Annotated in this window: 17 protein-coding genes and 1 pseudogene; 8 read left to right on the top strand and 10 right to left on the bottom strand. The window is 43.0% G+C overall.

The annotated features are described in order from the left end of the window. Positions 1-126 precede the first annotated feature (126 nt). From D0T57_RS07980 to D0T57_RS07970, 3 genes are read right to left on the bottom strand one after another with little or no spacing between them, the layout of a single operon-like run. Positions 127-1374, bottom strand: a complete 1248-nt coding sequence (locus tag D0T57_RS07980; protein WP_163272626.1) for an MBL fold metallo-hydrolase — start codon at positions 1372-1374, stop codon at positions 127-129. After that, on the bottom strand, positions 1365-2261 hold the full coding sequence (locus D0T57_RS07975; RefSeq protein WP_163272624.1) for a hypothetical protein: 897 nt from the start codon (positions 2259-2261) through the stop codon (positions 1365-1367). Before D0T57_RS07975 ends, D0T57_RS07980 begins: the two co-directional genes overlap by 10 nt. A 36-nt stretch (positions 2262-2297) precedes the next feature. Further along, entirely contained in the window at positions 2298-2972 is a 675-nt protein-coding gene (locus D0T57_RS07970; RefSeq protein WP_163272622.1) for a hypothetical protein, read from the bottom strand. A 263-nt stretch (positions 2973-3235) separates the two neighbouring features. On the opposite strand from D0T57_RS07970, the gene D0T57_RS07965 reads away from it, so the two are divergent. After that, entirely contained in the window at positions 3236-4876 is a 1641-nt protein-coding gene (locus D0T57_RS07965; RefSeq protein WP_163272620.1) for a fumarate hydratase, read from the top strand. Positions 4877-4942: 66 nt separating this feature from the next. Here D0T57_RS07965 and D0T57_RS07960 read toward each other — a convergent pair whose 3' ends face one another. From D0T57_RS07960 to D0T57_RS07945, 4 genes are all read right to left on the bottom strand, one after another. After that, positions 4943-5395, bottom strand: a complete 453-nt coding sequence (locus D0T57_RS07960; RefSeq protein WP_163272618.1) for a copper resistance protein NlpE — start codon at positions 5393-5395, stop codon at positions 4943-4945. A 60-nt stretch (positions 5396-5455) separates the two neighbouring features. After that, positions 5456-5776: a heavy-metal-associated domain-containing protein gene (locus D0T57_RS07955; RefSeq protein ID WP_163272616.1), complete on the bottom strand. Its 321-nt coding sequence runs from the start codon at positions 5774-5776 to the stop codon at positions 5456-5458. Positions 5777-5854: 78 nt separating this feature from the next. Then, positions 5855-8707 carry an aminomethyl-transferring glycine dehydrogenase gene (gene gcvP / locus D0T57_RS07950; RefSeq protein ID WP_163272614.1) on the bottom strand — a complete coding sequence of 951 codons (2853 nt, stop codon included), beginning with the start codon at positions 8705-8707 and terminating at the stop codon, positions 5855-5857. Positions 8708-8722: 15 nt separating this feature from the next. Then, a complete protein-coding gene (locus tag D0T57_RS07945; RefSeq protein WP_163272613.1) occupies positions 8723-9364 on the bottom strand; it encodes an MBL fold metallo-hydrolase in 642 nt (213 codons plus the stop codon). Between the two features lie 198 nt (positions 9365-9562). Between D0T57_RS07945 and D0T57_RS07940 the strand changes: the two genes are divergently transcribed. Further along, positions 9563-10513 (top strand): hypothetical protein, encoded by a 951-nt coding sequence (locus tag D0T57_RS07940; RefSeq protein WP_163272611.1) that lies wholly within the window; start codon positions 9563-9565, stop codon positions 10511-10513. A 169-nt stretch (positions 10514-10682) separates the two neighbouring features. Here the strand turns inward: D0T57_RS07940 and D0T57_RS07935 are convergent. Beyond that, positions 10683-11264 (bottom strand): annotated as a pseudogene (locus D0T57_RS07935) (NAD(P)-dependent oxidoreductase); the annotation flags it as partial. Positions 11265-11569: 305 nt separating this feature from the next. On the opposite strand from D0T57_RS07935, the gene rlmD reads away from it, so the two are divergent. The 6 genes from rlmD to D0T57_RS07905 all read left to right on the top strand — a co-directional run bounded on the left by rlmD (position 11570) and on the right by D0T57_RS07905 (position 19577). Then, a complete protein-coding gene (rlmD, locus tag D0T57_RS07930; RefSeq protein ID WP_163272607.1) occupies positions 11570-12988 on the top strand; it encodes a 23S rRNA (uracil(1939)-C(5))-methyltransferase RlmD in 1419 nt (472 codons plus the stop codon). 241 nt (positions 12989-13229) lie between these two features. Then, on the top strand, positions 13230-14054 hold the full coding sequence (locus D0T57_RS07925; RefSeq protein ID WP_163272605.1) for an ROK family protein: 825 nt from the start codon (positions 13230-13232) through the stop codon (positions 14052-14054). A 35-nt stretch (positions 14055-14089) separates the two neighbouring features. Then, entirely contained in the window at positions 14090-16069 is a 1980-nt protein-coding gene (locus D0T57_RS07920) for a glucosamine-6-phosphate deaminase (RefSeq protein WP_163272603.1), read from the top strand. Between the two features lie 94 nt (positions 16070-16163). Then, the gene (nagB, locus tag D0T57_RS07915; RefSeq protein ID WP_163272601.1) at positions 16164-16961 is read left to right on the top strand and encodes a glucosamine-6-phosphate deaminase; all 798 of its coding nucleotides are present in this window, start codon (positions 16164-16166) and stop codon (positions 16959-16961) included. A 257-nt stretch (positions 16962-17218) separates the two neighbouring features. Beyond that, the gene (locus D0T57_RS07910; protein WP_163272599.1) at positions 17219-19288 is read left to right on the top strand and encodes a dihydrofolate reductase; all 2070 of its coding nucleotides are present in this window, start codon (positions 17219-17221) and stop codon (positions 19286-19288) included. A gap of 10 nt (positions 19289-19298) precedes the next feature. Further along, a complete protein-coding gene (locus tag D0T57_RS07905) occupies positions 19299-19577 on the top strand; it encodes a hypothetical protein (protein ID WP_163272597.1) in 279 nt (92 codons plus the stop codon). Between the two features lie 92 nt (positions 19578-19669). Here the strand turns inward: D0T57_RS07905 and D0T57_RS07900 are convergent, their stop codons facing one another. Next, a complete protein-coding gene (locus tag D0T57_RS07900) occupies positions 19670-20848 on the bottom strand; it encodes an alginate lyase family protein (RefSeq protein ID WP_255490539.1) in 1179 nt (392 codons plus the stop codon). 9 nt (positions 20849-20857) lie between these two features. Continuing rightward, complete coding sequence (locus D0T57_RS07895) at positions 20858-23326, bottom strand: glycoside hydrolase family 2 TIM barrel-domain containing protein (protein ID WP_163272595.1); 2469 nt, start codon at positions 23324-23326, stop codon at positions 20858-20860. Between the last annotated feature and the right edge of the window lie 5 nt (positions 23327-23331).

Raw genomic sequence — 23331 nt, 5'->3', positions numbered from 1 at the left:
TTTTAACACTCAAAGATAACTATTTTACACTAAATAACAATGAAAAAAAAGAGTATCTTGTTAAATATCAATGAGTTGTATTTATTCAGTGAACCCTAAGTAACAGACTCTAAATAGTTGGTGAAGTTATATGATACTATTTTTGTCTTGAAATTTAACCTTTTCGCCAAATAAATCAACATACTTATTCGGAGTGATTGTATGAATTGGTATTATTGTTTTAGGATTCAAAGCTGATACAAAATTTTTTATCGTTGGAATATCAGCATGACCAGAAGTATGTACGTCAACAACCGTATCAAATAATTCTAAGAATTCAGCCGTTTTATATTCTTCTTTATAGCCTTCCCATTTAGAATAGATTAAGCAAGAATTTTCCGTTTTTATTCGTTTTTTGACTTCATATACCATACTCTCTCTTACAAGAATCACCATATCTTTCCTATTGAGTAATTCGTCCGAAGCTATCTTAAATTTCCCAAAAGGTTTAAACAGATGGGGCTTATCGTTTATCGCTTTCTTTGTCAAAGCCATAGGAAAGAACAAGTAGACGTCATCAAAAGTAAACGGATTAGGTATTCTTTTGGGTAGTTTGCATAAGATATTGGCTGTAAATATATCGACAAGAAGGATTCGCCCTGTTGCCTTAGCTGCATTATAAATAGCTTGAATGCGAGCAATATTTGCTGACGACTGCAAAACAAAGACATTGCCGACTGTATTCTCCTTTACCATTACTTTTTCTACTTTCTTACTCAACTCAAATTCAGATTCAGCTATAAAATTATCTTTGTATAAGTTTGTGCCTTCGATTAGTAGAGTTTCAATATTCTTCAACAAGGGATTATTCTGTATAGCAACAGTATATTTTTTAGCAAAACCATGGCATCTGAAATCGCCGGTATAGAAAATTCTTTCCCTATTGCATTCAATCAGGAAAGAGTATGAATCAAAAGCCGAATGATCAATTAAAAACGGCGTAATAGCAATATCCTTTATGCTTATAACCTTTTCATTAAACAGGTACCTTATAGGATTATCAACTTGAGCCCGATTTGTAAATTCTTGTATTGTATTCCATATCTGAAAGGCATATTTACCTATGTAAACCGGAATGTTTGTCTTTATTTTATCGATCAATCCTATATGATCTCCATGCATATGAGAAATAAACACAGCATCAATAGGCTTCTCTGTTTTTTCCGACGACAGAAACAAATCCTGCACATCAGGTATTATCCGCTCACGTTCCTTGTTTTCATTTACTTCCGGCAGCTCATCGCCTATATCGAATATAATACGAGTTTCATCCGACGAAATTTCGATGCAGTTTCCACCAATCTGCTTTGTTCCGCGATGAATGGTTATTTGCATTTTGAATAATCTAAGATTTGATAATCAATATTTTCTTTTTTCAATATACATTCAATATCTTCAATACGCTCTGTGCGACGACCTTTAGGTAAAGGAGAACGATAATTGTTGACAAGTAAAAGTATTGGGCTCTGATCTATATCTTTGATAATTGGTTTATTTTTCCAAACGCCAATCCTATGTTTTATTTCTGCAACTTTAGTGTAATAAGTAACAAATTCATCCTTGTTATCTTTAATATAGGTGCTATATTTTTCCATTTGTTTCAGAATATCAATATTCTCACCTCGTAAGCGAGGATCACTAATCAATTTTAATTCTACAAATTTCAGCATCCCATTATCCAGACTGACTAAATCGAAACGTATGACTTTATTTTTACCCTCAGTGTTTTGCCTAGGAAGAGCATACGCAAACTCAGAATCAACATATAAATTTCTATTATCTAAGATAAGTTCTCCTTGTACTTTTTTTTCGGAAGAAACCGTCAATTTATCTTTTATTCGCTTTTTGTCACCTTCGTCATTGTCTTTCAGATATATCTTTCTAATATTTTCTTTTAGAATTTGTAGGTAACCCGGATTTTCTAACTTTTCACTACAAACCCGATATTCACCTTTTTTGATTAGCGTAGTATCTCCTCCCATATACTTCCGATGAGTTTCCGCCTGCAATCTTTTCGTGATTTTGTTATATGTAATTTTGAGAAGGCAGCCGCCATAGAAATAAACATTGATGTAGTTATCCTTTCTGACCTCAACATACAGTTCGTTATCGTCTAGAATTTTAAGCCACCACCCAGGAGGGTTCTTATCAATTGCCAATGTATCGAAGATTTCATGCTCAAGATCGAGTGCTGCGAATGTGCCTTTTGTTTGTTTACTCATGATATATTATTAAATGAATTGACTCTTCTTCGTAACTTACAAGTATAAACTATTTAAAATGAATTGGGTTTGTTCTCTCTTTTTTTCGAAAGAAAGAGGGTGTTTCTCCATTTCTTCAACAGATTTTTGCATATCTTCCCGACGTTGTTGGTAGTAATCATTAAAGACTACATCTGCATCTTGGTTTGTTTTAACAAACGAGGGAATGGCATCGATGACAAAGATATTCCCTTGCTTGTCTTTTAAAACATTGCCTTGGTGTAGGTCTTCAACTGCAAATTCCTGGTTCACAAATTTATATCCGGAGGCATTAAAACCTCTTTTTTGCATTTCGACCTCAATCTCTTCCATCTCTAATCGACATCCTTCTATAAAAGACTGTTTTACTACAAAACAAAAATCGTCATAGTATTTTGCAAAACCGATTAACTCGTATGCTGTTTCCGGAAACAGCAAATTGTATAATACAATTCGTTCATCCAAAAATCTCTTCGGACTATGACAAGACACATTATAACTTACTACTTTCAATATTTTCGTAATGTCTGTATCCGCATAGACACGGGCTTCGCATCCACTACCAATAAATCCCCATTTATCAATTTTGCGTTCATCCCCAAACCAAAAACCCTTTTTACGGGCTTGTTTTTCAAGTGTCACTTCTTGTTCGTTAGGCGTATTCACTCCATTTAATATATTTAGTATATCCATATATATAAATACGAATGAGCAGAAAAAAAGTACACCGAATTTTAGTTAAAAAAAACTAAGCAACGCATATTACCCTATTTTTATTCCCCTAAAGTATTATTTCACTGAGAACTTAACAGTCCTGAGACAGGGGAAAGTGTGCCTCTCTTGTAGATAACCTTTTCTAATGCTAATTCATCTTTAAAAGATGGGTAAAGATTGAAAAGGTTGCATTAATTTAGTATTTTTGTCAGTATTAAAACTATCAATAAAAATAAAGAATTATGGCAACACCTCCGTTCAAGTATCAGGAAACCTTTCCCCTGGGAAAAGACACGACAGAGTACTATCTATTGTCGAAAGATTATGTATCTACAGCTAATTTCGAAGGACAGGAAGTACTCAAGATAGAGCCCGATGCCCTTACATTACTGGCTCAGCATGCGTTTCATAATGTAGAATTTCTTCTTCGCCCCGAGCATCAGGAACAAGTAGCAAAAATACTATCCGATCCCGAAGCCAGCGAAAATGATAAATTCGTTGCGCTGACTTTCCTTCGCAACTCCGAGATCTCTGCAAAAGGTGTGCTGCCTTTCTGTCAGGATACGGGAACAGCCATCATCATGGGGAAAAAGGGACAGAATGTGTGGACTGGTGCAAATGATGAAGAAGCTTTGTCGAAAGGCGTTTACAATACATTTACCGAAGACAACCTGCGCTATTCCCAGAATGCGCCGCTCGATATGTACAAAGAGGTGAACACAGGCACTAACCTGCCTGCACAGATCGACCTGTATGCAGTGCAGGGCAATGAATATAAATTCCTGTTTGTAGCCAAAGGAGGAGGCTCGGCGAATAAAACATATCTGTATCAGGAAACAAAGGCTTTGTTGACACCAGGAAAACTGGAAACATTCCTTATCGAAAAAATGAAATCGCTCGGTACAGCCGCCTGCCCGCCATATCATATTGCGTTTGTTATCGGAGGTACTTCTGCCGAAACAAACCTGAAGACGGTAAAACTGGCATCAACCAAATATTACGACAACCTCCCTACTTCGGGCAATGAAGGCGGACGTGCTTTCCGCGACCTGGAAATGGAAGAGAAATTGCTCAAAGCTGCTCAGCAACTAGGCTTGGGTGCTCAGTTTGGCGGCAAGTTCTTCGCACACGACATACGCGTAGTTCGTTTGCCTCGCCACGGAGCATCTTGCCCTGTGGGAATGGGCGTTTCGTGCTCGGCAGACCGTAATATAAAAGGAAAAATAAACAAGGACGGTGTCTGGCTCGAAAAACTGGAAGACAACCCGGCCCGGCTGATACCGGAAGCCCTTCGCCAAGCCGGAGAAGACGGGGGTGTAAAAATAGACCTCAACCGCCCGATGAAGGAGATTCTGGCGGAATTGACAAAATACCCTGTTTCCACCCGTTTGTCGCTTACCGGAACTATCATTGTAGGGCGCGACATCGCCCATGCCAAGTTGCAGGAGCGTATCGACAACGGTGAAGACCTTCCTCAATATATCAAAGACCATCCTATCTACTACGCCGGTCCGGCTAAAACTCCGAAAGGATATGCAAGCGGTTCTATGGGACCTACTACGGCAGGCCGTATGGACTCGTATGTAGATTCGTTCCAGTCGCATGGAGGAAGCCTGATTATGATAGCTAAGGGCAATCGCAGCCAACAGGTGACCGATGCCTGCAAAAAGCATGGAGGATTCTACCTGGGAAGTATCGGTGGTCCTGCTGCCATTCTTGCGCAGGATAGCATAAAGAGCCTTGAGTGTCTCGAATATCCGGAGTTGGGTATGGAGGCTATCTGGAAAATAGAGGTGGTCGACTTCCCTGCATTTATCCTTGTGGATGATAAGGGAAATGACTTCTTCCAGCAGTTGAAGCCTGTAAATTGCACATCTTGTTGAGATAGAATATGTATATAACGAAAAAGGAACGATTTTGGTCGTTCCTTTTTACTTTATGCTCTATATTTACTTTTTAAGGATATACATGTCTGCATTAGCACCTGTGATCTTATTGCCATCCATATCCAGTTGGGTCAAAGTATTTTCGCCAACAAAATATTTGTTAGGGGCATCTTTTATACCATCAAGTATTACAGTATTACCCTCGGCATTCCATGTATATTTCCCTTTTTCTTCAAATTTACCGCCCTTTTTGCCTACATATTCTACCTTTTTCACAAAGGAGCTGTCGCTCAAAGTGATCGATACGATCATGCCTTCGCCACTGGCAGTAGGCACTTTCCCTTTATATTCGCCTTTGTAATCCAGCGAATTTTTCGCATTATGGCTATCAACCACATTCTTTGCTATTTCCGAAAACTCTTCGACTGAAGCTTTTTCTTCGCTTTCTTTTTTAGTATTGTTACCGCAGCTAAGCAAAAGACCTGTAACTGCGATAATCATAAAAACTTTTTTCATCTGTTCTTCTCTTGTTATTGAATTGATATATAGGGCGGTATTATCCGCCCTGTTGTTTAACTACTTCTTTTCTTTATTTGGCGTGTGTACCTTCACTTCGTAGCCTAATTTTGCAATTGCAGCCTGAAGTTTTTCCACATTGGTCTGGCTTTTCTTGTAGACGATTGTCACCGTTTTGTTTTCGAGGTTTACCTTCATGTCGGTAACACCCTTTTCGAATGCTATGTTTTTTTCTACTTTTTTCTGGCAACTTTCGCAATGTAAAGAAACATCGAATACTACAGTCTCCTTATCATTTGGTTTTTTGTTTTGCGCATAAACAACTGCGCTTCCTGCTCCTAATAATAAGATTAGACCTATCAAAATAATCTTCAAATCCATAATTTAGTTTGTTTTTGTTATAGAATAAACAGATGAAATAAAATTTAGTTTAAAAAAGTATAGGGTTTTATATTATTCTTATCCCATGTCGCACAGGCAAGCAACCAGGTTGCGGTCGCCAAATGCGTTGTCGATCCGTGCAACGTTTACCCAGAACTTGTTATCTTTTACAAATCCGAGAGGGTAAGCCGCTTTCGAACGCGGATATGCGTGGTTCCATTCGTCGGCACATACTTCATATTCGGGATGCGGCGCGTTTACCAGCACGTTATCTTCTTTGGTGTATGTCCCGTTTTCCACTTCCTTTATCTCTTCCCATATCTGGTTCATGACGTCCACAAACCGGTCGAGTTCGTTCAAACTTTCACTTTCTGTCGGCTCAATCATCAATGTGCCGTGTACAGGGAACGAAAGGGTTGGCGCATGGTATCCGTAATCAATAAGCCGTTTGGCAATATCCGATTCGGTGATACCCGAACTGTCTTTTATGTTCCGGCACTCCAGAATCAGTTCGTGCCCTACGCGTCCTGTAGTTCCACGATATACAATGCCATAAGTATCTTTCAGGCACTCAGCCAGGTAATTGGCACTTAATATGGCAATTTTTGTCGCCCGGGTAAGTCCTTCGCTTCCCATCATGCGGATATACCCATACGTGATAGGGAGTATGCCGGCACTGCCGTAAGGCGCAGAAGCAACAGTATTCAGCGTGCTGCCGTCCAACTCCGGATGATGCGGCAAAAACTGCACCAAATGTTCGGCTACGCATATAGGGCCTTCGCCCGGACCGCCGCCGCCATGAGGTATGGCAAATGTTTTATGCAAGTTCAGGTGGCAAACATCGGCACCGATAAAGCCCGGATTGGTAAGCCCTACCTGTGCATTCATATTTGCACCGTCCATATATACTTGTCCGCCAAATTGGTGTACGATTTCACACATTTTCCTGATCTCTTTTTCGAAGATACCATGTGTGGAAGGATAGGTAATCATACATCCTGCCAGATTGTCTTTGTATTGTTCAGCTTTTGCCGATAAGTCATCTACAACAACGTTGCCCTGAGCATCGCAGTCTATGGTAACAGTCTCATATCCTGCCTGTATGGCCGATGCCGGATTTGTGCCGTGAGCCGATGCCGGGATAAGTATGATATTACGATGCCCTTGCCCGATGCTTTCCTGATATTTGCGTATCGTCATCAGCCCTGCATATTCGCCGGCCGCACCCGAGTTAGGCTGAAAGCTGACGCCAGCAAAGCCTGTTATCTCTTTCAGGTATTCGCCCAGTTCTGTAATTAGCTCAGAGTAACCCTGGGTTTGCGACTGAGGGGCAAAAGGGTGGATATTTTGGAAGCCTGCCAGTCCCAGAGGTAGCATTTCCGATGCTGCATTAAGCTTCATGGTACACGAACCGAGCGATATCATCGAATGTGCGAGTGATATGTCTTTCCTGTCGAGGCGTTTGATATAGCGCATCAACTCTGTTTCGGTATGGTACTTATTGAATACTTCGTGCTGCATATACTCACTTTTGCGCAGGAAACCGTCTTTTATAATCAGCTTTTCGGGCAGGTCGTCTATCATAAATACTTCGGTGCGCCCTGCTGCCAGCGAAAATACGGCCAACAGCTCGTGAGCCTTGTATGGCGTAATTGTTTCGTCGATGCTTATCCCAACTTCTCCTGTAGGGAAATAACGCAGGTTGATATCCCGCATCTCGGCAAAGTCGCGCAACGATTGTTGTGAAACATTACTTGGAAGTCCGATTTTCAGCGTATCGAAATATTGCTCGTTCTGTACTTCATAGCCTAATACTTTCAATTCGTCGGCTATAAGGGCTGTTGCCGAATGTATGCGCCTAGCTATACGTTTTAGACCTTCCGGCCCATGGTAAACGGCATAGAATCCTGCCATTGTAGCCAGTAGAGCCTGCGCCGTACATATATTCGATGTCGCTTTTTCGCGTTTGATATGCTGTTCGCGGGTTTGCAAAGCCATTCGCAAAGCTTGCTTGCCATAGGCGTCTTTCGATATGCCGATGATACGTCCCGGAACATTCCGTTTATAATCTTCTTTCGTAGCAAAGAATCCGGCAGAAGGCCCGCCGTAAAACATAGGCACACCAAAACGCTGGCTGCTGCCGAATGCGATATCCGCACCCCATTCTCCGGGAGGGACAAGCAGGGTAAGAGCCATAAGGTCTGTTGCCACTGCAATTTTGCAGCCGGCTTCCTGAGCTTTTTTTGCAAAGTCTGTATAATCAACGATACTGCCATTCGAATTGGGATACTGGACGACAACTCCGAAAAATCCTTCAGAAAGGTCTGCCGACTTGTAATCTCCTGTCACCACCTCTATTCCTTGCGGCTGGCAACGGGTATTGATTACAGCCAGTGTTTGAGGGAAAATATTATTATCGACAAATAATTTGTTTACTCCCGTTTTTATCTGGTCGCGGCTGCGCAGGGCAAACATCATAGCGGCCGCTTCGGCGCCAGCAGTTGCTTCGTCGAGCAGCGAGCAGTTGGATAATGGCAAACCGGTGAGTTCGCTCACCATTGTCTGGTAATTGAGCAATGCTTCGAGCCGTCCTTGCGATATTTCTGCCTGATAGGGCGTATATGAAGTGTACCATACCGGATTTTCGAAAACATTGCGGTATATTGCCGCCGGAACGACCGTGTCGTACCAGCCCATACCTATATATGATGCACAAATGCGGTTTTTAGATGCCATCAAGGCCATTTCTTCGGCATATTCGTGTTCGCTCAGTGCTTCGGGCAACCTGATAGGATTGGGTAGGCGGATGTCTTGCGGAATTGCCTGGTCTATTAGTCCGTCCAGTGAGTTGAGGCTAATCTTTGCCAACATCTTTTTCTCATCTTCTGTATTGATGCCAATGTGGCGGTCTTGGAATTTCTCGCTTTTCATGAGGTTCTTATAGATTTATTGTAGGTAAAAATTACTTCTGATTTCGTCTTTGACAGTGGTCTGCGGGCCATGGCCTGAATAAACAACCGTTTCGCCCGGAAGTGTAAGCAGCTTTTCCTTAATACCTTGTATCAATAGCCTGTGGTCGCCTCCGGCAAGGTCGGAACGTCCTACGCTGCTTCGGAACAGCACATCGCCGACAAACACGCATCCTGCATCCTGATTGTAGAAGACGATACTGCCCGGAGAGTGCCCCGGAATCTGCAAAACGATCAGCCGTTGGTTGCCAAATGTGACTACATCGTTTTCGTTCAGGTATCTCCCTATTTTGGGAGGTTCTTCTACGGTGTTGCTAAAACCGAACATAGATAGTTGCGTGGTATATTGTTCGAGTAGAAATTCGTCTCCTTTATTGGCTTCGGGTTCTATGTGGAATTGTTCGTGTACGAAACTATTGCCGAATATATGGTCGAAGTGCAAGTGTGTATTTAAAAGATGTTTGACAACCAGTTCGTTGTCAAGGATAAAATTGAGAAGGTGCGACTTCTCATCAGGAAAAAAACAGCCGGGGTCTATGATTACGCATTCGTTGGTTTCGTCGTAGGCTATGTATGTATTTTCGCTGATCGGATTAAATTCAAATGTTTTTACTTTCATATGCTGTAAAATTGACTTTCTGTTATAAAATGAGTTTAAAGGTATATAAATTTTTAGGTATCAGGAAGATTTTGACAATCTATTTTGAACCGTTCGCAAACAGAATGCTTATCTTCCTGCAAAAAATATCATGGTGCAATAAAGGAAAATCTTTTTAACTTTGACACTCAATAATATTAACTAATCGCCTTACTTAACATGGCTGAAATTTTCAACCGGAGATCCTGGAAATACTTTGTTATAACATTTGTTGTAGCGCAATTGTTGGCCACAGTGTCGGCAGCAATGGAATATACCGATCAGTTTCTTTATCATTCGACACCTCTTAGTTTTGCATTCCGGTTTTGCGCGATAGCATCTGCATTACTATTGCCGGCTTCTCTTTGTTTGGCTACATCTGTAGCATCGTTTGTAGCTTTCAGACAATTGACTGAGGGCGGAGCAACTGCCTTTTTTAAGGCGCTGGGGATCGGTTTTGCCTGTTTCCTGCTATTGTCGGCTGTAGTCTGTTTTTTCGATTGGGATATACAACCCAAGCTTAAAGCACAGTCGATGGAAAGGCTCTGGGAAATAAAGTCGGGTTCGTATCCGCGTGCAATCGATGATAAGAATGACTTTTACAAAATACCAAATTTCGAAGATTATAGCACCGGGGTTTTATCCGGAGAAAAGTTGAGTTACAGGATGGATTCTGTCAAAGATCAACAGAGTAAGCAAATTGATGAATGCGGCAGGTTATTATCTTCATTGCCATCCAAGCAGGCCGAAGAGGCTTACGAAGCTTATAAATTGCAACAATTGGGAGTTGAGTACCAATATGCCCAAACACCGCACGTCAACAACGATTCTATAAACAATATACAGCAGATTCAATTGTATGAAGAAGCCGCAGGGCTTGCTGAGAGCAGTATGCTTCTGGGTGAGTACCGTTTTGAAAGTTACAAACGGAACTTGAACGCGATAGCTTTGTTATTTTCGTTCCTGATATTCGCTACATTGGGATATTGCCTGCGGAATAAGACTCTAACAAAGATTTTTGGTATTATCGCAATCGTCATTGTTGCAATATATATGTTAACTGCAATAAACCGTTATACGGAGGCATACTTAAAAGGCACACTTCGAAAAGAACGGAGTTTGACAAAATGACATATAAATAATTTTTATAACTTTCTTCCTGTTATAAAATAATAAAGACAATACTTCCGGTTAAACCCTTGTATTGTCTTTTCTATTTTATAGCGTTTTTTTCATTACTTCAATAACCCGCAGTAAACCGTTTTTGCGAAAACTTATGGTTTTCCATCTCGTCTATCACTGCAACTGCCGTATCTTGTACCGACAAGGTAGATTCACCTTTATCATCAAAAACGGGGCTTTCCGTCCCTATACGATATTTGCCGGTTCTTTCGCCGGGAAACATATCGAGCGCCGGGGAGAAGAACGTCCAGTCGAGTATAGCCTCTTTCTTCAATATATTCAGATAATCTCTTGCGGCAGTTGCCCCCGCTTTAAACTGGGCAGGAAAATGCGGCCCGTCTACTATCTGTTGGCCGGCGATATAAAGGCTACCTGCTCCTCCAATTACAATGTAGCGTTTCACTCCGGCATCTTTCACAGCTTGTTGTATGGCTTGCGAGCCTTTCATGAAATCTTCGTAAATATTGGGGTTCGACCATCCGGCATTGAATGCGCTAAGCACTACATCGCTACCTTTTATGGCTTCACACAGTGCTTTACTGTCCGCAACATCAACAGCCACAGTATTTGGCTTGCCGTTTTTTACAGGGATTTTTTCTACAGAGCGTGCCAGGGCTGTAACTTCGTGCCCTCTCCTCAATAATTCTTCTAATAAATGCGAGCCTACAAAACCTGTAGCTCCTATCAATGCAACTTTCATTTTATCTTGCTTTTTGGGGTTTGTCATCATATTAACAAATCCATTTTGCAGAAAGTTCGTTACCTGTGATTCCTATTTGAAGAATTGTAAGAAATCTTCTTTATAACTAGCCGAGATTTTCACTACATCTTCCAATGCAATATCCCCGTAGGATTTTGCAATGCATGATGGCATACGACTTATGTACATAAGCGAAAGGCTAGCGAATATTCCGTGGAGATAATAAGTTTGCAGAAGGCTGTTGCTTGTAATAACGATTTGTGTATCTTTGCCAAACATTTCAGAATAAAACAAATTATATATAAATGAGCCGTAAGAAAAAGCCGCTGCCACTTATCGAAAACGTGGAGATAACAGATATAGCCGCCGAAGGAAAAGCAATAGCAAGGGTCGACGACCTGGTCGTATTTGTACCCTATGTTATTCCCGGCGATGTAGTCGATTTGCAGATTAGCCGCAAAAAAAACAAATATGCAGAAGGGAAACCGGTCAGGTTTGTCTCATTCTCGAAAGACCGGACAGAAGCATTCTGCGAACACTTTGGCATTTGCGGAGGCTGCAAATGGCAGATATTGCCTTACCAGGAACAGCTTCGTTATAAGCAAAAGCAGGTAGTTGACAGCCTGGTGCGTATAGGCAAAATCGAACTACCTGAGATACAGCCGATATTAGGTTCGGAGAAAACAGAGTTTTACCGAAATAAGCTGGAGTTTACCTTCTCGAATAAAAAATGGCTTACACAAGAGCAGATAAGTTCGGGCGAAAGCTTCGAAAACATGAATATGAATGCTCTGGGATTCCATATTCCCGGTATGTTCGATAAAGTGCTCGATATAGATAAGTGTTGGTTGCAGGACGATGTATCGAACCGCATCCGCAACTATATCCGCCAATATTGTTTCGATAAAGGCTATACATTCTTCGACTTGCGCAACCGGGGAGGACTGATGCGCAACATCATAGTCCGCACATCGAGCATCGGCGAACTGATGCTGATTGTCGTTTTCTATGAAAATGACAGGGAGCAACGGGAAGACTTGCTGGACGCTATCGCCAGGGAATTCCCGGAAATAACTTCGCTGCTGTATATCGTAAACGAAAAAGCAAATGATACAATCACCGACCAGGTAGTTGTTACATGGAAAGGCAACGACTTTATATACGAAGAAATGGAAGGCCTCAAATTCAAGATAGGGCCGAAATCTTTCTACCAGACCAATAGCGAGCAGGCGTATAACCTCTATAAAGTTGCACGCGACTTTGCCGGGCTGACAGGCAATGAGCTTGTCTACGACCTGTACACCGGTACGGGAACTATAGCCAATTTCGTAGCCCGTAAGGCTCGTCGGGTGGTGGGTATCGAATATGTAGAAGATGCTATAGAAGACGCGAAATTCAATTCGCAAAACAATGGCATCGAAAATACACTGTACTATGCCGGCGACATGAAAGACATTCTTACCCAGGAATTTATTAACGAGCATGGACGCCCCGACGTGATTATCACCGACCCTCCCCGTGCCGGCATGCACCAGGATGTGGTAGATACAATCCTTTTTGCCGAACCCGAACGGGTGGTATATGTTAGCTGCAATCCTGCTACACAGGCTCGCGACCTTGCACTTATGGACGAAAAATATAAGGTGACAAAAGTGCAACCTGTAGATATGTTTCCGCATACACACCATGTGGAAAATGTAGTATTGTTGGAGAAAAGACATTGAATCCGTCCTCTTAAAGAGAAAGGTTTACTGTAAATGTTAAGATAGGCTGCATTTCAAATGTTAATTAACATTTGAAATGCAGCCTATCCCAGAATGAATCCTATCTTTGTAAATAACATGACATGAAAAACAACCGGGCTGAAAATTAACGACTATACACAAAGTTGTAACGCGGTCAATAGCCTGTAATTGTATTAATTATAGAATCTCTTTTAGAGAAAACCTCAATTCGCAGAAAGTTATGAGGATAGGAATAGATATAAGTGGCACAGATATACGCTTGGGGATTGTTGACGGGGGACAAATATTCAGAAAGTCTATCACCCCAACAATGGCCGACCAGCCCAAAGATGCTATAATAAGACGTCTTACTGAAACAATCGGGAAAGTAATAAATTCGAATATACGCGGAATAGGCGTAGGAGTAACAGGTATCGTAAAAACGGATACCGGAATAGTGCAGAATGCGATTAACATACCCTCGTGGAAAAACATCCCCCTGAAAGACATATTGGAGAAAGAATTTGGAATACCAGTCTTTGTAAACAATGACTCAAACTGCTTTGCCTTTGGCGAACGCTACTACGGCGAAGGCACTATGTATAAGGATATCGTTTGCCTTACACTGAGCATTGGTGTCGGCATCGGCATTATTATCAACAACGAACTATATAAAGGAAGTAACACCGGAGCAGGAGAAATAGGTAGTTTGCCATATTTAGATTCCGACTTTGAACATTATTGCGGGCAAAAGTTGTTCTATAAATACGGGACAAATGCTGCCGAAGCCTACCGGTTGGCTAAAAACGGAGACGAAGCCATGACAGAGCTATGGCAAAAAACAGGGGAACATATCGGCAACCTGATAAAGACGATACTTTTCACTTACGATCCGCAGGCTATCATTATGGGTGGCGATTTGGTCAAGGGGTACGATTTGTTTGCCGGCAATATGCTTGCAAGTGTGCAGCAATTCCCATTCGAAGAGACTGTAGAAAATGTAAAGATACTGGTATCCCGTAACGAGGATGTAACGCTATTGGGTGCGGCGGCACTTGTTGTATAAATAATATAACCATTTAAATAAAAATCTTAATCGAAATGAGATTAGACTTAAGTTCACAAATTGTACTGGACAGGGTACCCCAACGGTACTACCGTCCCGAGAATGAGTTTGAGCAATCGGCTCTGACCCGCTATGAAAAAGTACCGACTAATATCTACGAATCGTCAGTAGAAGCTTCGCTGCAAATTGCAAAAGACATTGTGGCAAAAATTAAAGCAAAGCAGAAAAAAGGAGAAAACTTCGTTTTGGGTTTGCCCGGAGGACAATCTCCTCAAACTATTTACACAGAACTTATCCGCTATCATAAAGAAGGACTGAGTTTCAATAATGTAGTGGTATTCAACATTTATGAGTTTTACCCATTGGTAAACCAATCGAATAGCAACTTAAAGTTATTGAAAGAATATTTCCTCGACCATGTAGATATAGCACCCGAAAATATATATTCGCCCGACGGCTCTATCCCCAAAGAGGAGATACTGAACTATTGCCGCGAATATGAGCAAACAATCCAAAACGTAGGAGGCATAGACTACCTCCTTCTCGGCTTGGGGCGTGCAGGAAACATCGGAATAAATATTGCCGGATCGAGCATGACTTCGCAAACACGTCTGGTATTGCTGGATATCCAGTCGAAAAAAGAAGCCATCAATACATTCGGCTCACTCGACCTGGTTCCGCCGAGCGCTGTCACTATAGGTATATCTACCATTATGAAGGCGAAGCAAATCAGCCTGATAGCATGGGGCGAAGATAAAGCTACAAGCATAAAAGATGTAGTAGAAGGCGTTGTCTCAGACGCTATACCTGCATCTAGTTTGCAGGCTCACCCTAATGCACAAGTCAATATAGACCTGAATGCCGCCTACGAACTGACACGCATAAGCCACCCGTGGCTGGTTACCAGTTGCGACTGGGACAATACACTTATCCGCAGGGCAATAGTCTGGTTATGTTTCCGGGTAAACAAACCTATCCTTAAGCTTACCAATAAGGATTATCAAGACAACAGCCTTGAAGAACTGCTTACACTTTATGGATCGGCATACAATGTCAATATCAAAATATTCAACGACTTGCAACATACGGTTACAGGCTGGCCGGGAGGAAAACCGAACGCAGACGACACCAACCGTCCGGAACGGGCAAAACCTTTCCCTAAGAAAGTCGTCATTTTCAGCCCTCATCCCGACGATGACGTCATCTCTATGGGAGGAACATTCAGACGCCTTGTAGACCAGAAGCACGATGTACATGTTGCTTATCAGACTTCGGGTAATATCGCTGTTGGCGACGAAGAAGTGATACGCTACGTCTCGTTGCTCGAAGACGTGAGGGTGAAGTATGACCCTGACAACCTTTCGCTGAAAGCCAAGTATGCCACCATCCTCCAATATTTGCTGCATGGCAAAAAAGAAGGCGATCTCGATACTCCCGATATTTTATTCCTCAAAGGGCATATCCGCAGGCAGGAAGCCACTACTGCTTGCCGCTATGTAGGCATGGATACCCGGAATGTGAGGTTCTTAGACTTACCGTTCTACGAAACGGGCAAGGTGAAAAAGAACCCGATTTCGGAAACCGATGTAGAGATCGTAAAGAATTATCTGGAAGAAGTAAAGCCGCACCAAATATTTGTAGCCGGCGACCTTGCCGACCCGCATGGAACACACAAGGTTTGTCTCGATGCCGTGCTTGCCGCCCTCGATGAACTGAAAGGTGCAGAATGGCTAAAAAACTGCCGCATCTGGATGTATCGTGGAGCGTGGGCTGAATGGGAAATAGACCATATAGAGATGGCTGTGCCTATTTCGCCCGAAGAACTACGTTCGAAACGGAATGCTATTCTCAAGCACCAGTCGCAAATGGAAAGTGCTCCATTCCTGGGCAACGATGAGCGTTTGTTTTGGCAACGTTCTGAGGACAGGAACCGTGCAACAGCGGAGTTGTACAGGCAACTGGGACTTGCTGCTTACGAGGCTATAGAGGCATTTGTAGAATATCATCCACTGTAGTCTTATTAATAAATAGAGAGTAAAACCTTTCGGAATTACCGAAAGGTTTACTACATTTATATGCTCAAAATAAAAAACACAATAAAGAATTATCATGAGATTAATTATCCAACCAAATTACGATTCGTTGTCGCAATGGGCTGCCAACTATGTTGTTGCAAAGATTAATGCTGCTAAACCTACACCCGAAAAACCTTTTGTATTGGGTCTGCCTACAGGTTCGTCTCCTCTAGGTATGTACAGGGCATTGATAAAACATTACCAAAACAAGAATGTTTCTTTTGCCAATATCATTACATTCAACATGGATGAATATGTAGGCTTGCCGAAAGACCATCCGGAAAGTTATCATTCTTTTATGTGGAAGAATTTTTTCAGCCATATAGATATCAATGCCGAGAATGTGAATATATTGAACGGTAATGCTCCCGACCTTGACGCCGAATGCGCAGCTTACGAAGCTAAAATGAAAGCTGTAGGCGGGGTAGACCTTTTCCTGGGAGGCATAGGGCCTGACGGGCACATTGCTTTCAACGAGCCGGGTTCGTCGCTATCGTCGCGCACACGTATAAAAACGCTTACTCAAGATACGATTATTGCCAATTCCCGTTTCTTCGACAATGATATCAACAAAGTACCAAAGACTTCCGTAACAGTAGGTGTAGGTACGGTGTTGGATGCCAAAGAAGTGCTCATCATGGTCAACGGGCACAACAAAGCCCGCGCATTAGCTCAGGCTGTAGAAGGTGCTGTAAACCAAATGTGGACAATTACGGCTTTGCAATTGCATCCGAAAGGAATTATCGTTTGCGACGAAGATGCAACTGCCGAACTGAAAGTGGGTACTTATAAGTACTTCAAAGATATAGAGAAAGACAATCTGGCTATTTGAAACAAATCAATATAGCGGAAATAAGGAGAACCGTAAATCTTCGGTAACGAACATTTGAGGGTGTGTCTGGTGAGGCCACCCTCTTTTTTTATATGCAAAAAGGTCGAACTTCCGGGCCTTTTTAGCTAGAGCCCAATAGCAATCGACTTGACACGAGGAGAGAAAAGATTGTTGGCTGATCTCTGTTCGCCGTTAGCCGAAAAGCGTTACCTTTGTAGCATTATTAAAGGAAGACACAAGAAATAAATGATTTAGAAATGAAAAAAATTGTATTGATTGCTATGGCCGGATTATCTTTGATACTTACAGGTTGCAACGGAAATGCTAAAGGTACAGAAAGCAATGCCTCTGACCTTGTACCTACCGATTTTAAATACGAGGTGGACGAGTTTGCCGACCTCCAGATATTGCGCTATTATGTGCCGGGATTCAACAATCTTTCCCTAGAGCAGAAAGAACTGGTATATTACCTGTCGATGGCTGCACTGGAAGGCCGCGATATACTATTCGACCAGAATAACAAATACAACTTAGCCATCCGCCATACGTTGGAAGCCATCTATGAGAACTATAAAGACGACAAAAGTTCGGACGATTACAAAGCGTTTGAAGTCTACCTGAAACGCGTATGGTTCTCTAACGGCATACACCATCATTATGGCGAAGAGAAGTTCCTGCCTGCATTCTCCCAGGCATTCTTCACCGAGCAGGTAAAAGCTTTGCCGACAAACGTTGTACCTGCAAAAGAAGGGCAATCTGTAGACGATTTCCTCAAAATGATAATCCCTGTGATGTTCGACCCCGGTGTTATGGCTAAAAAAGTCAATCAGGCACAAGGGCAAGACCTTATTGCAACCTCTGCCAACAACTATTACGGAGACGGCATTACCCAAAAAGAAGTAGTAAACTTCTACAACGCGATGAAGGACACCACCGACCAGACTCCTATATCCTACGGCCTCAACAGCCGATTGGTAAAAGAAGATGGAAAGCTGGTAGAAAAAGTATGGAAAGCAGGCGGGCTATACGGGCAAGCTATCGAGAAGATTATCTACTGGCTCGAAAAAGCGGAAAAAGTCGCTGAAAACGACAATCAGAAAAAAGTCATCACCAAGCTTATTGCTTATTACAAATCGGGAGACCTGAAACAGTTCGACGATTATGCAATAGCATGGGTAGAGGACCTCAATTCACAAATAGACTTTGTAAACGGATTTACCGAAGTATATGGCGATGCTTTGGGAATCAAAGCCAGTTGGGAAGCCATTGTCAATTTCAAAAATGAAGAAGCGACCAAGCGCACCGAGATCATCAGCAGCAACGCCCAATGGTTCGAAAACCATTCGCCTGTCGACAACCGTTTCAAGAAAGAGAGCGTAAAAGGTGTAACTGCCAAAGTGATTACTGTGGCGCAACTTGGCGGCGACTGCTATCCGGCTACACCTATCGGGATAAACCTGCCCAATGCCGACTGGATACGCAAAGACCACGGTTCGAAATCGGTGACTATCGAAAACATCATGGAGGCTTACGATGCTGCCGGCGCACATACGGGCTTCAACAAGGAGTTTATGTGGTCTGAGACTGAAATAAACCTGATTAAAGAATACGGATTTGTAACCGATGTGTTGCATACCGACCTGCACGAATGCCTGGGGCATGGTTCCGGTAAATTGCTGCCGGAAGTAGACCCTAATGCTTTGGGCGAATTTAGTTCGACAATAGAAGAAACCCGCGCCGACCTGTTCGGCTTATACTTCGTAGCCGATGCCAAGTTGCTCGAATTAGGCATCATCCCCAACGCTGAAGCTTACAAAGCTGAATACTATAAGTTTATGATGAACGGGCTAATGACCCAACTTGTCCGCATAGAGCCGGGTAAAGAGATTGAAGAATCGCATATGCGCAACCGCCAACTGATAGCCAGATGGGTGTATGAAAAGGGTAAACCTGAGAATGTAGTAGAGTTTAAAGTTCGCGATGGCAAAACATTTGTTGTAATCAACGACTACGACAAGCTCCGCAAATTGTTTGGAGACCTGCTCGCCGAAATACAACGCGTAAAATCGGAAGGCGATTTCGAAACAGCTAAGAAACTTGTTATGGACTATGCAGTGAAGGTAGACCCCGTATTACACAAAGAAATACTGGAACGCTACAAATCGCTGAACATGAAACCATACAAAGGATTTGTAAACCCTGTATTCGAAGCTATAATGGATAAAGATGGAAAAGTAACCGATGTTACGATCTCTTATACCGAAGGATATAAAGAACAAATGATGCGTTATTCGAAAGAGTTCTCCAATCTGCCTACATACAACTAAATAAGAGTAAATGAAGCTAAAAGAAGAGCCTAAAAATAAGACTGTAATGACTACCAGTTATGTACTGACAAACGACTCGCCCATCACCTTCGTCCTTTACGACGAAGACGGCGACTGGCAACTCTTCGGAGAAGATGAAGTGTCGGAAGACGAAGACGCCTATCTGGTTTCGATAGACGAAATACTGGAACTGGAACCAGCCCTTCGCAAATTGCCCGATATGCAGCCCGGACAGGCTGTAGTGAGAGAAAAGGACAGTACCCGCTGGTACTTTGCAGAGGAAGAATAAGAGCCTGTTAAAATTTCGGTGAAAATGCAGGTTCCTATTTATGTAGGCAACCTGCATTTTTCTTCCCTAAAATTGTCTAAAAACACGGTATATCAATCTTCTATCCATATCAGCGGATTGCGGATAGGCAAGTTCCGCTCTACTTCCGCCACATCGGTAGTATGGCTCAGGTTTTTCCACAAATCGAAATAAGACTGGTCGCCATAAGCTATTGCAGCAAAGACGAATGCAGGCTGAGCCACAGGCCAGTTGTCCCAGTACATGATATCGTGCGGATAAGGCCATCCCGATTTATCGCCCGTATAAGGATACATAAAGTCGACCCCTTTCCGTATATTCTGCCCTTTGATGGTGGTATAGTTCCACAAGTTGTCTTCGGGTACGGACAAAATCTGGCAAATAGCAGCCATAGCATCCAGATTGAAAAGAGAATAGCCATAAGGTTTGGTTCGGTCTAACTCTTTTGGGAAACTACCGTTATCAGCCATTTGATCGGGCAAGAGAATATTCTTGTAACGGGTGCGGCAAAGTTCCAAAAGCTCTTTATTTCCTGTAAGCTTGGCAAAAGAAGCTACCTGCATCACCCAGCAAGTGCCATGATTGTTTTTCGCGTTCATTTCGTCTACCCCGTTCTTATGGGTAGTAAGCCAGCGGAGATACTGGGCAAACCAATTTTTTACAGCTGCCAGTTCCTCGGCATCCACACAGCTTGCATTTTGCATCCTGTATATGCCTTGCGCCACCTCCATCAAGTGAATGGTATCAATAATGCCGATGCCACGCCCTGTAGTAATACCTTTTATAGCCTGAGCATACAGAAGATTGGGATTCATCATCGTTTCGGCATCTGTAAACCATGCCTTTATATGGGAAAAAGCCTGCTGCACATATTTTTCGTCATCGGTGACCAGATAGGCGGATGACAAAGCCCCAACTATCTTGCTAAAACGTATCATCGCCAGCCTGTGGTCGACAAAATTATCTGGGTTAGTTTCCCCATCCCTTCTTATATATGCTCCTTCCGGATTTGCAGGGTTAGGCCACCAGTAGTCCCCTTCGGAATAGAAGTCGTGTATTCCTCCGACACTGCGTTCGCAATAAGAGGAGGTTACTGTTACAGGTTTCTGCTCCATTGCCCATGTGGCTTCATCGAGAACTATGTTGTGTAGTACCTGTTTCGTCTTTTCGTTCCAGCTGCTTTGTGTGTTACAGGATAACAGTAACACACAAAGGCCGGAAACCATCATATAATAACCTAAAAAACATTTCATTGTCGCTCTTTATTTTATTGTAACAAAAACTATTGGCAAACCATCCGACTTGACAGAGACAATAGATTCCCCATTGTTCTTCATCAGCTTTATTCTGGCTCTGCCGTTATATGCCTGCACTTTGCCCGACCCGGTAGATGTACCTTGATTTTTAACCAAACAGCCATCTCCTGTTGAGTCGAAATAGATATAATCCGCAGAGGTTAGGCTGGTTATGCCATTTGCATCTTTAAGTTCGGCTTCTATCCAGACATACTCATCCGTATCTTCTACAATAGAAGCTTTTATCCGGGCAGGTTTTCCAAACGGGCGGGTTTCGTACCCGAAGCTGATCTCATCTGTTATTTTCTCTTTACCCTTTGTGCCTATAGCTTTCACTATATTTTGCCCTTGTATAAACTGTGCCTGCCAGCGCAAACCTGCTGCCGGAAAGTCCTGTGAATTGCGTTTCTTCAGCCCTAGACTTTTACCGTTGAGGAACAATTCTACCTGCTCGCAATTGGAATATACCTTGATTGTCTTTTCCTCTCCTTCTCCACCCCATCGAACAGGCCAGTTGTGACCATAGATATGCACCATCGGTTCTTCTGTCCAGTAAGACTGGAATACATAGAAGGACTCCTTTGGCGTAAGGTCGCGTTCCACGACTCCTTTCTGGTTCATATATGGGACAGGATTCTCGGGGCGGACAGGTGTCGAAAAATCCTTAAACGGCCAGTATGCTGCTCCGGTTAGCCACGGCATAGTCTCCTGCTCTTTCAGATGCCAGTCTATAAGATCGACAATATAGGATTCGCTCCAGTCGCCGTCTTTCGATGCACGGGCTGTACCTCCATACAGGGAAGCATCGCCTGCCCTCTCGTCTGCGCCTTTGCCTGTTTCTATTTTATCGAGCCCGATATACGGATCTTCGGCATAGCGGCGGGCATGGCTGTCGCCGCCCCATTCCACATGGAGAAAATGCTTGACCTTCTGCATCTCATTATGCGATACATGCTTATAGTCGGTGTACATGCCGCGATACCAACCCGCCCAGATAGACGGGGAGTAGACATCGACAATATCTTTGCAGAAGTCGCAACGCCGGATACATGTCAGGCGGGTGTTGTCCAACTCGTGCGACAACTTGTGAAGTTCTGCCATAAAGCTGCGAATCTTTTGCTTATCAAATTCGGGGAAGTCGTTCGGCCAGTCGTTTTCATTACCCATACCCCAAAGGATGATGGATGGATGATTGCGATGCTGGACAATCATATTTTTCAGCATTCTCCGGGCTTGTTTTTTGTATATATCGCCACCAAGGCCTCCGCGACACCACGGTATTTCTTCCCAGACAAGGATACCTAGCCTGTCGCATTGCTCCAATACGATGCGGGATTGCTGATAATGTCCCAGACGGATGAAGTTGACGCCCATTTTCTTCATCAACTGCATTTCGCAGATAATCTGCTCCTCGGTCATTGCTGCTGCTACCCCGGCATGGTCCTCGTGACGGTGGGTGCCTCTAAGCAACAGGCGTTCGCCATTAAGGTAAAACGGCCCTTTCTCCTTGAACTCGAAATGTCGGAAACCGAAGACTTCTTTGCAGGTCATAGTACCTGAATTTGAGGTTAATGCCAACTCACAAGAGTATAGCTGAGGGGCTGTAGTAGACCAGAGCAAAGGTTTAATTATTTCGAAAGACAGTAGCTCCTGTCCTGCAAAGCTGTTTATTGTCAGATTGGTTTCTTTCACAAGCTTTCCCTTCGGATCGAATATCTTCACGTTTACAGGAACATTGCTCTTAGCTTCGTTATTAGCAAAAGAAGCGTTAATCTTAAGCATCCCTGTCTTGCCTTTCTCATCTACAGACGCATCAATATGAATATCAGAAAAAGCTACCGACGGCACATATACCAGATTCAGATACCTGTAGATTCCTCCATAGAGGTTAAAATCAGAGAGGTCGGAAGGAATCATTTCGGTATCCCTTGTATTATCGCAACGTATGCTCAACGGGACCTTGCCACCGAAACGCTTCGCGTCTTCCGATTGCAGGAAACGGTTTACCGCATCGGTTATATCTACCGTCCATTCATCGTATCCTCCAACATGGTTACCGACTTTCTCGGTATAAATATATACTTCTGTTTTCTGCCCCGCTCCTTCGAAATGTAGAAGGGTGCGCCCATTCAAATATGGATTGTCAACCGTCAGCATCTTCTTGTACCAACCAGAGCCCTGATAATAGTTCACATCCGGATCTACTGCATCTACTGCATTGAAGCAGTGAGGAAGAGTAACCTTAGTCCACAGGGGAACGGTTTCAGGATCGCCTAGTTTTGCCGGGCGGACGGCTTCCCATATGTTGCCCAAATCCCCTTTCAGAAACTCCCAGCCTGTCAACAGACGCTCCTTGTTCTGATAGTTGACCTGTGCCGGCAGACAAAGCGGAAGCAGTAAGAGAGCAAATATTAATATTGTGTGTTTGTTCTTCATGTCTT

This window comes from Dysgonomonas sp. 511, from assembly GCF_010501105.1.
Classification (GTDB): domain Bacteria; phylum Bacteroidota; class Bacteroidia; order Bacteroidales; family Dysgonomonadaceae; genus Dysgonomonas.
The sequence above is the reverse complement of the archived record's forward strand: the minus strand, read 5'-3'. Positions and strand labels throughout refer to the sequence as shown.

What these genes read in the sequence shown, in the direction of transcription:
- D0T57_RS07980 (WP_163272626.1), bottom strand. Translation starts at nt 1,374, where the DNA reads ATGCAAATAACCATTCATCGCGGAACAAAGCAGATTGGTGGAAACTGC.
- D0T57_RS07975 (WP_163272624.1), bottom strand. Translation starts at nt 2,261, where the DNA reads ATGAGTAAACAAACAAAAGGCACATTCGCAGCACTCGATCTTGAGCAT.
- D0T57_RS07970 (WP_163272622.1), bottom strand. Translation starts at nt 2,972, where the DNA reads ATGGATATACTAAATATATTAAATGGAGTGAATACGCCTAACGAACAA.
- D0T57_RS07965 (WP_163272620.1), top strand. Translation starts at nt 3,236, where the DNA reads ATGGCAACACCTCCGTTCAAGTATCAGGAAACCTTTCCCCTGGGAAAA.
- D0T57_RS07960 (WP_163272618.1), bottom strand. Translation starts at nt 5,395, where the DNA reads ATGAAAAAAGTTTTTATGATTATCGCAGTTACAGGTCTTTTGCTTAGC.
- D0T57_RS07955 (WP_163272616.1), bottom strand. Translation starts at nt 5,776, where the DNA reads ATGGATTTGAAGATTATTTTGATAGGTCTAATCTTATTATTAGGAGCA.
- gcvP (WP_163272614.1), bottom strand. Translation starts at nt 8,707, where the DNA reads ATGAAAAGCGAGAAATTCCAAGACCGCCACATTGGCATCAATACAGAA.
- D0T57_RS07945 (WP_163272613.1), bottom strand. Translation starts at nt 9,364, where the DNA reads ATGAAAGTAAAAACATTTGAATTTAATCCGATCAGCGAAAATACATAC.
- D0T57_RS07940 (WP_163272611.1), top strand. Translation starts at nt 9,563, where the DNA reads ATGGCTGAAATTTTCAACCGGAGATCCTGGAAATACTTTGTTATAACA.
- rlmD (WP_163272607.1), top strand. Translation starts at nt 11,570, where the DNA reads ATGAGCCGTAAGAAAAAGCCGCTGCCACTTATCGAAAACGTGGAGATA.
- D0T57_RS07925 (WP_163272605.1), top strand. Translation starts at nt 13,230, where the DNA reads ATGAGGATAGGAATAGATATAAGTGGCACAGATATACGCTTGGGGATT.
- D0T57_RS07920 (WP_163272603.1), top strand. Translation starts at nt 14,090, where the DNA reads ATGAGATTAGACTTAAGTTCACAAATTGTACTGGACAGGGTACCCCAA.
- nagB (WP_163272601.1), top strand. Translation starts at nt 16,164, where the DNA reads ATGAGATTAATTATCCAACCAAATTACGATTCGTTGTCGCAATGGGCT.
- D0T57_RS07910 (WP_163272599.1), top strand. Translation starts at nt 17,219, where the DNA reads ATGAAAAAAATTGTATTGATTGCTATGGCCGGATTATCTTTGATACTT.
- D0T57_RS07905 (WP_163272597.1), top strand. Translation starts at nt 19,299, where the DNA reads ATGAAGCTAAAAGAAGAGCCTAAAAATAAGACTGTAATGACTACCAGT.
- D0T57_RS07900 (WP_255490539.1), bottom strand. Translation starts at nt 20,848, where the DNA reads ATGAAATGTTTTTTAGGTTATTATATGATGGTTTCCGGCCTTTGTGTG.
- D0T57_RS07895 (WP_163272595.1), bottom strand. Translation starts at nt 23,326, where the DNA reads ATGAAGAACAAACACACAATATTAATATTTGCTCTCTTACTGCTTCCG.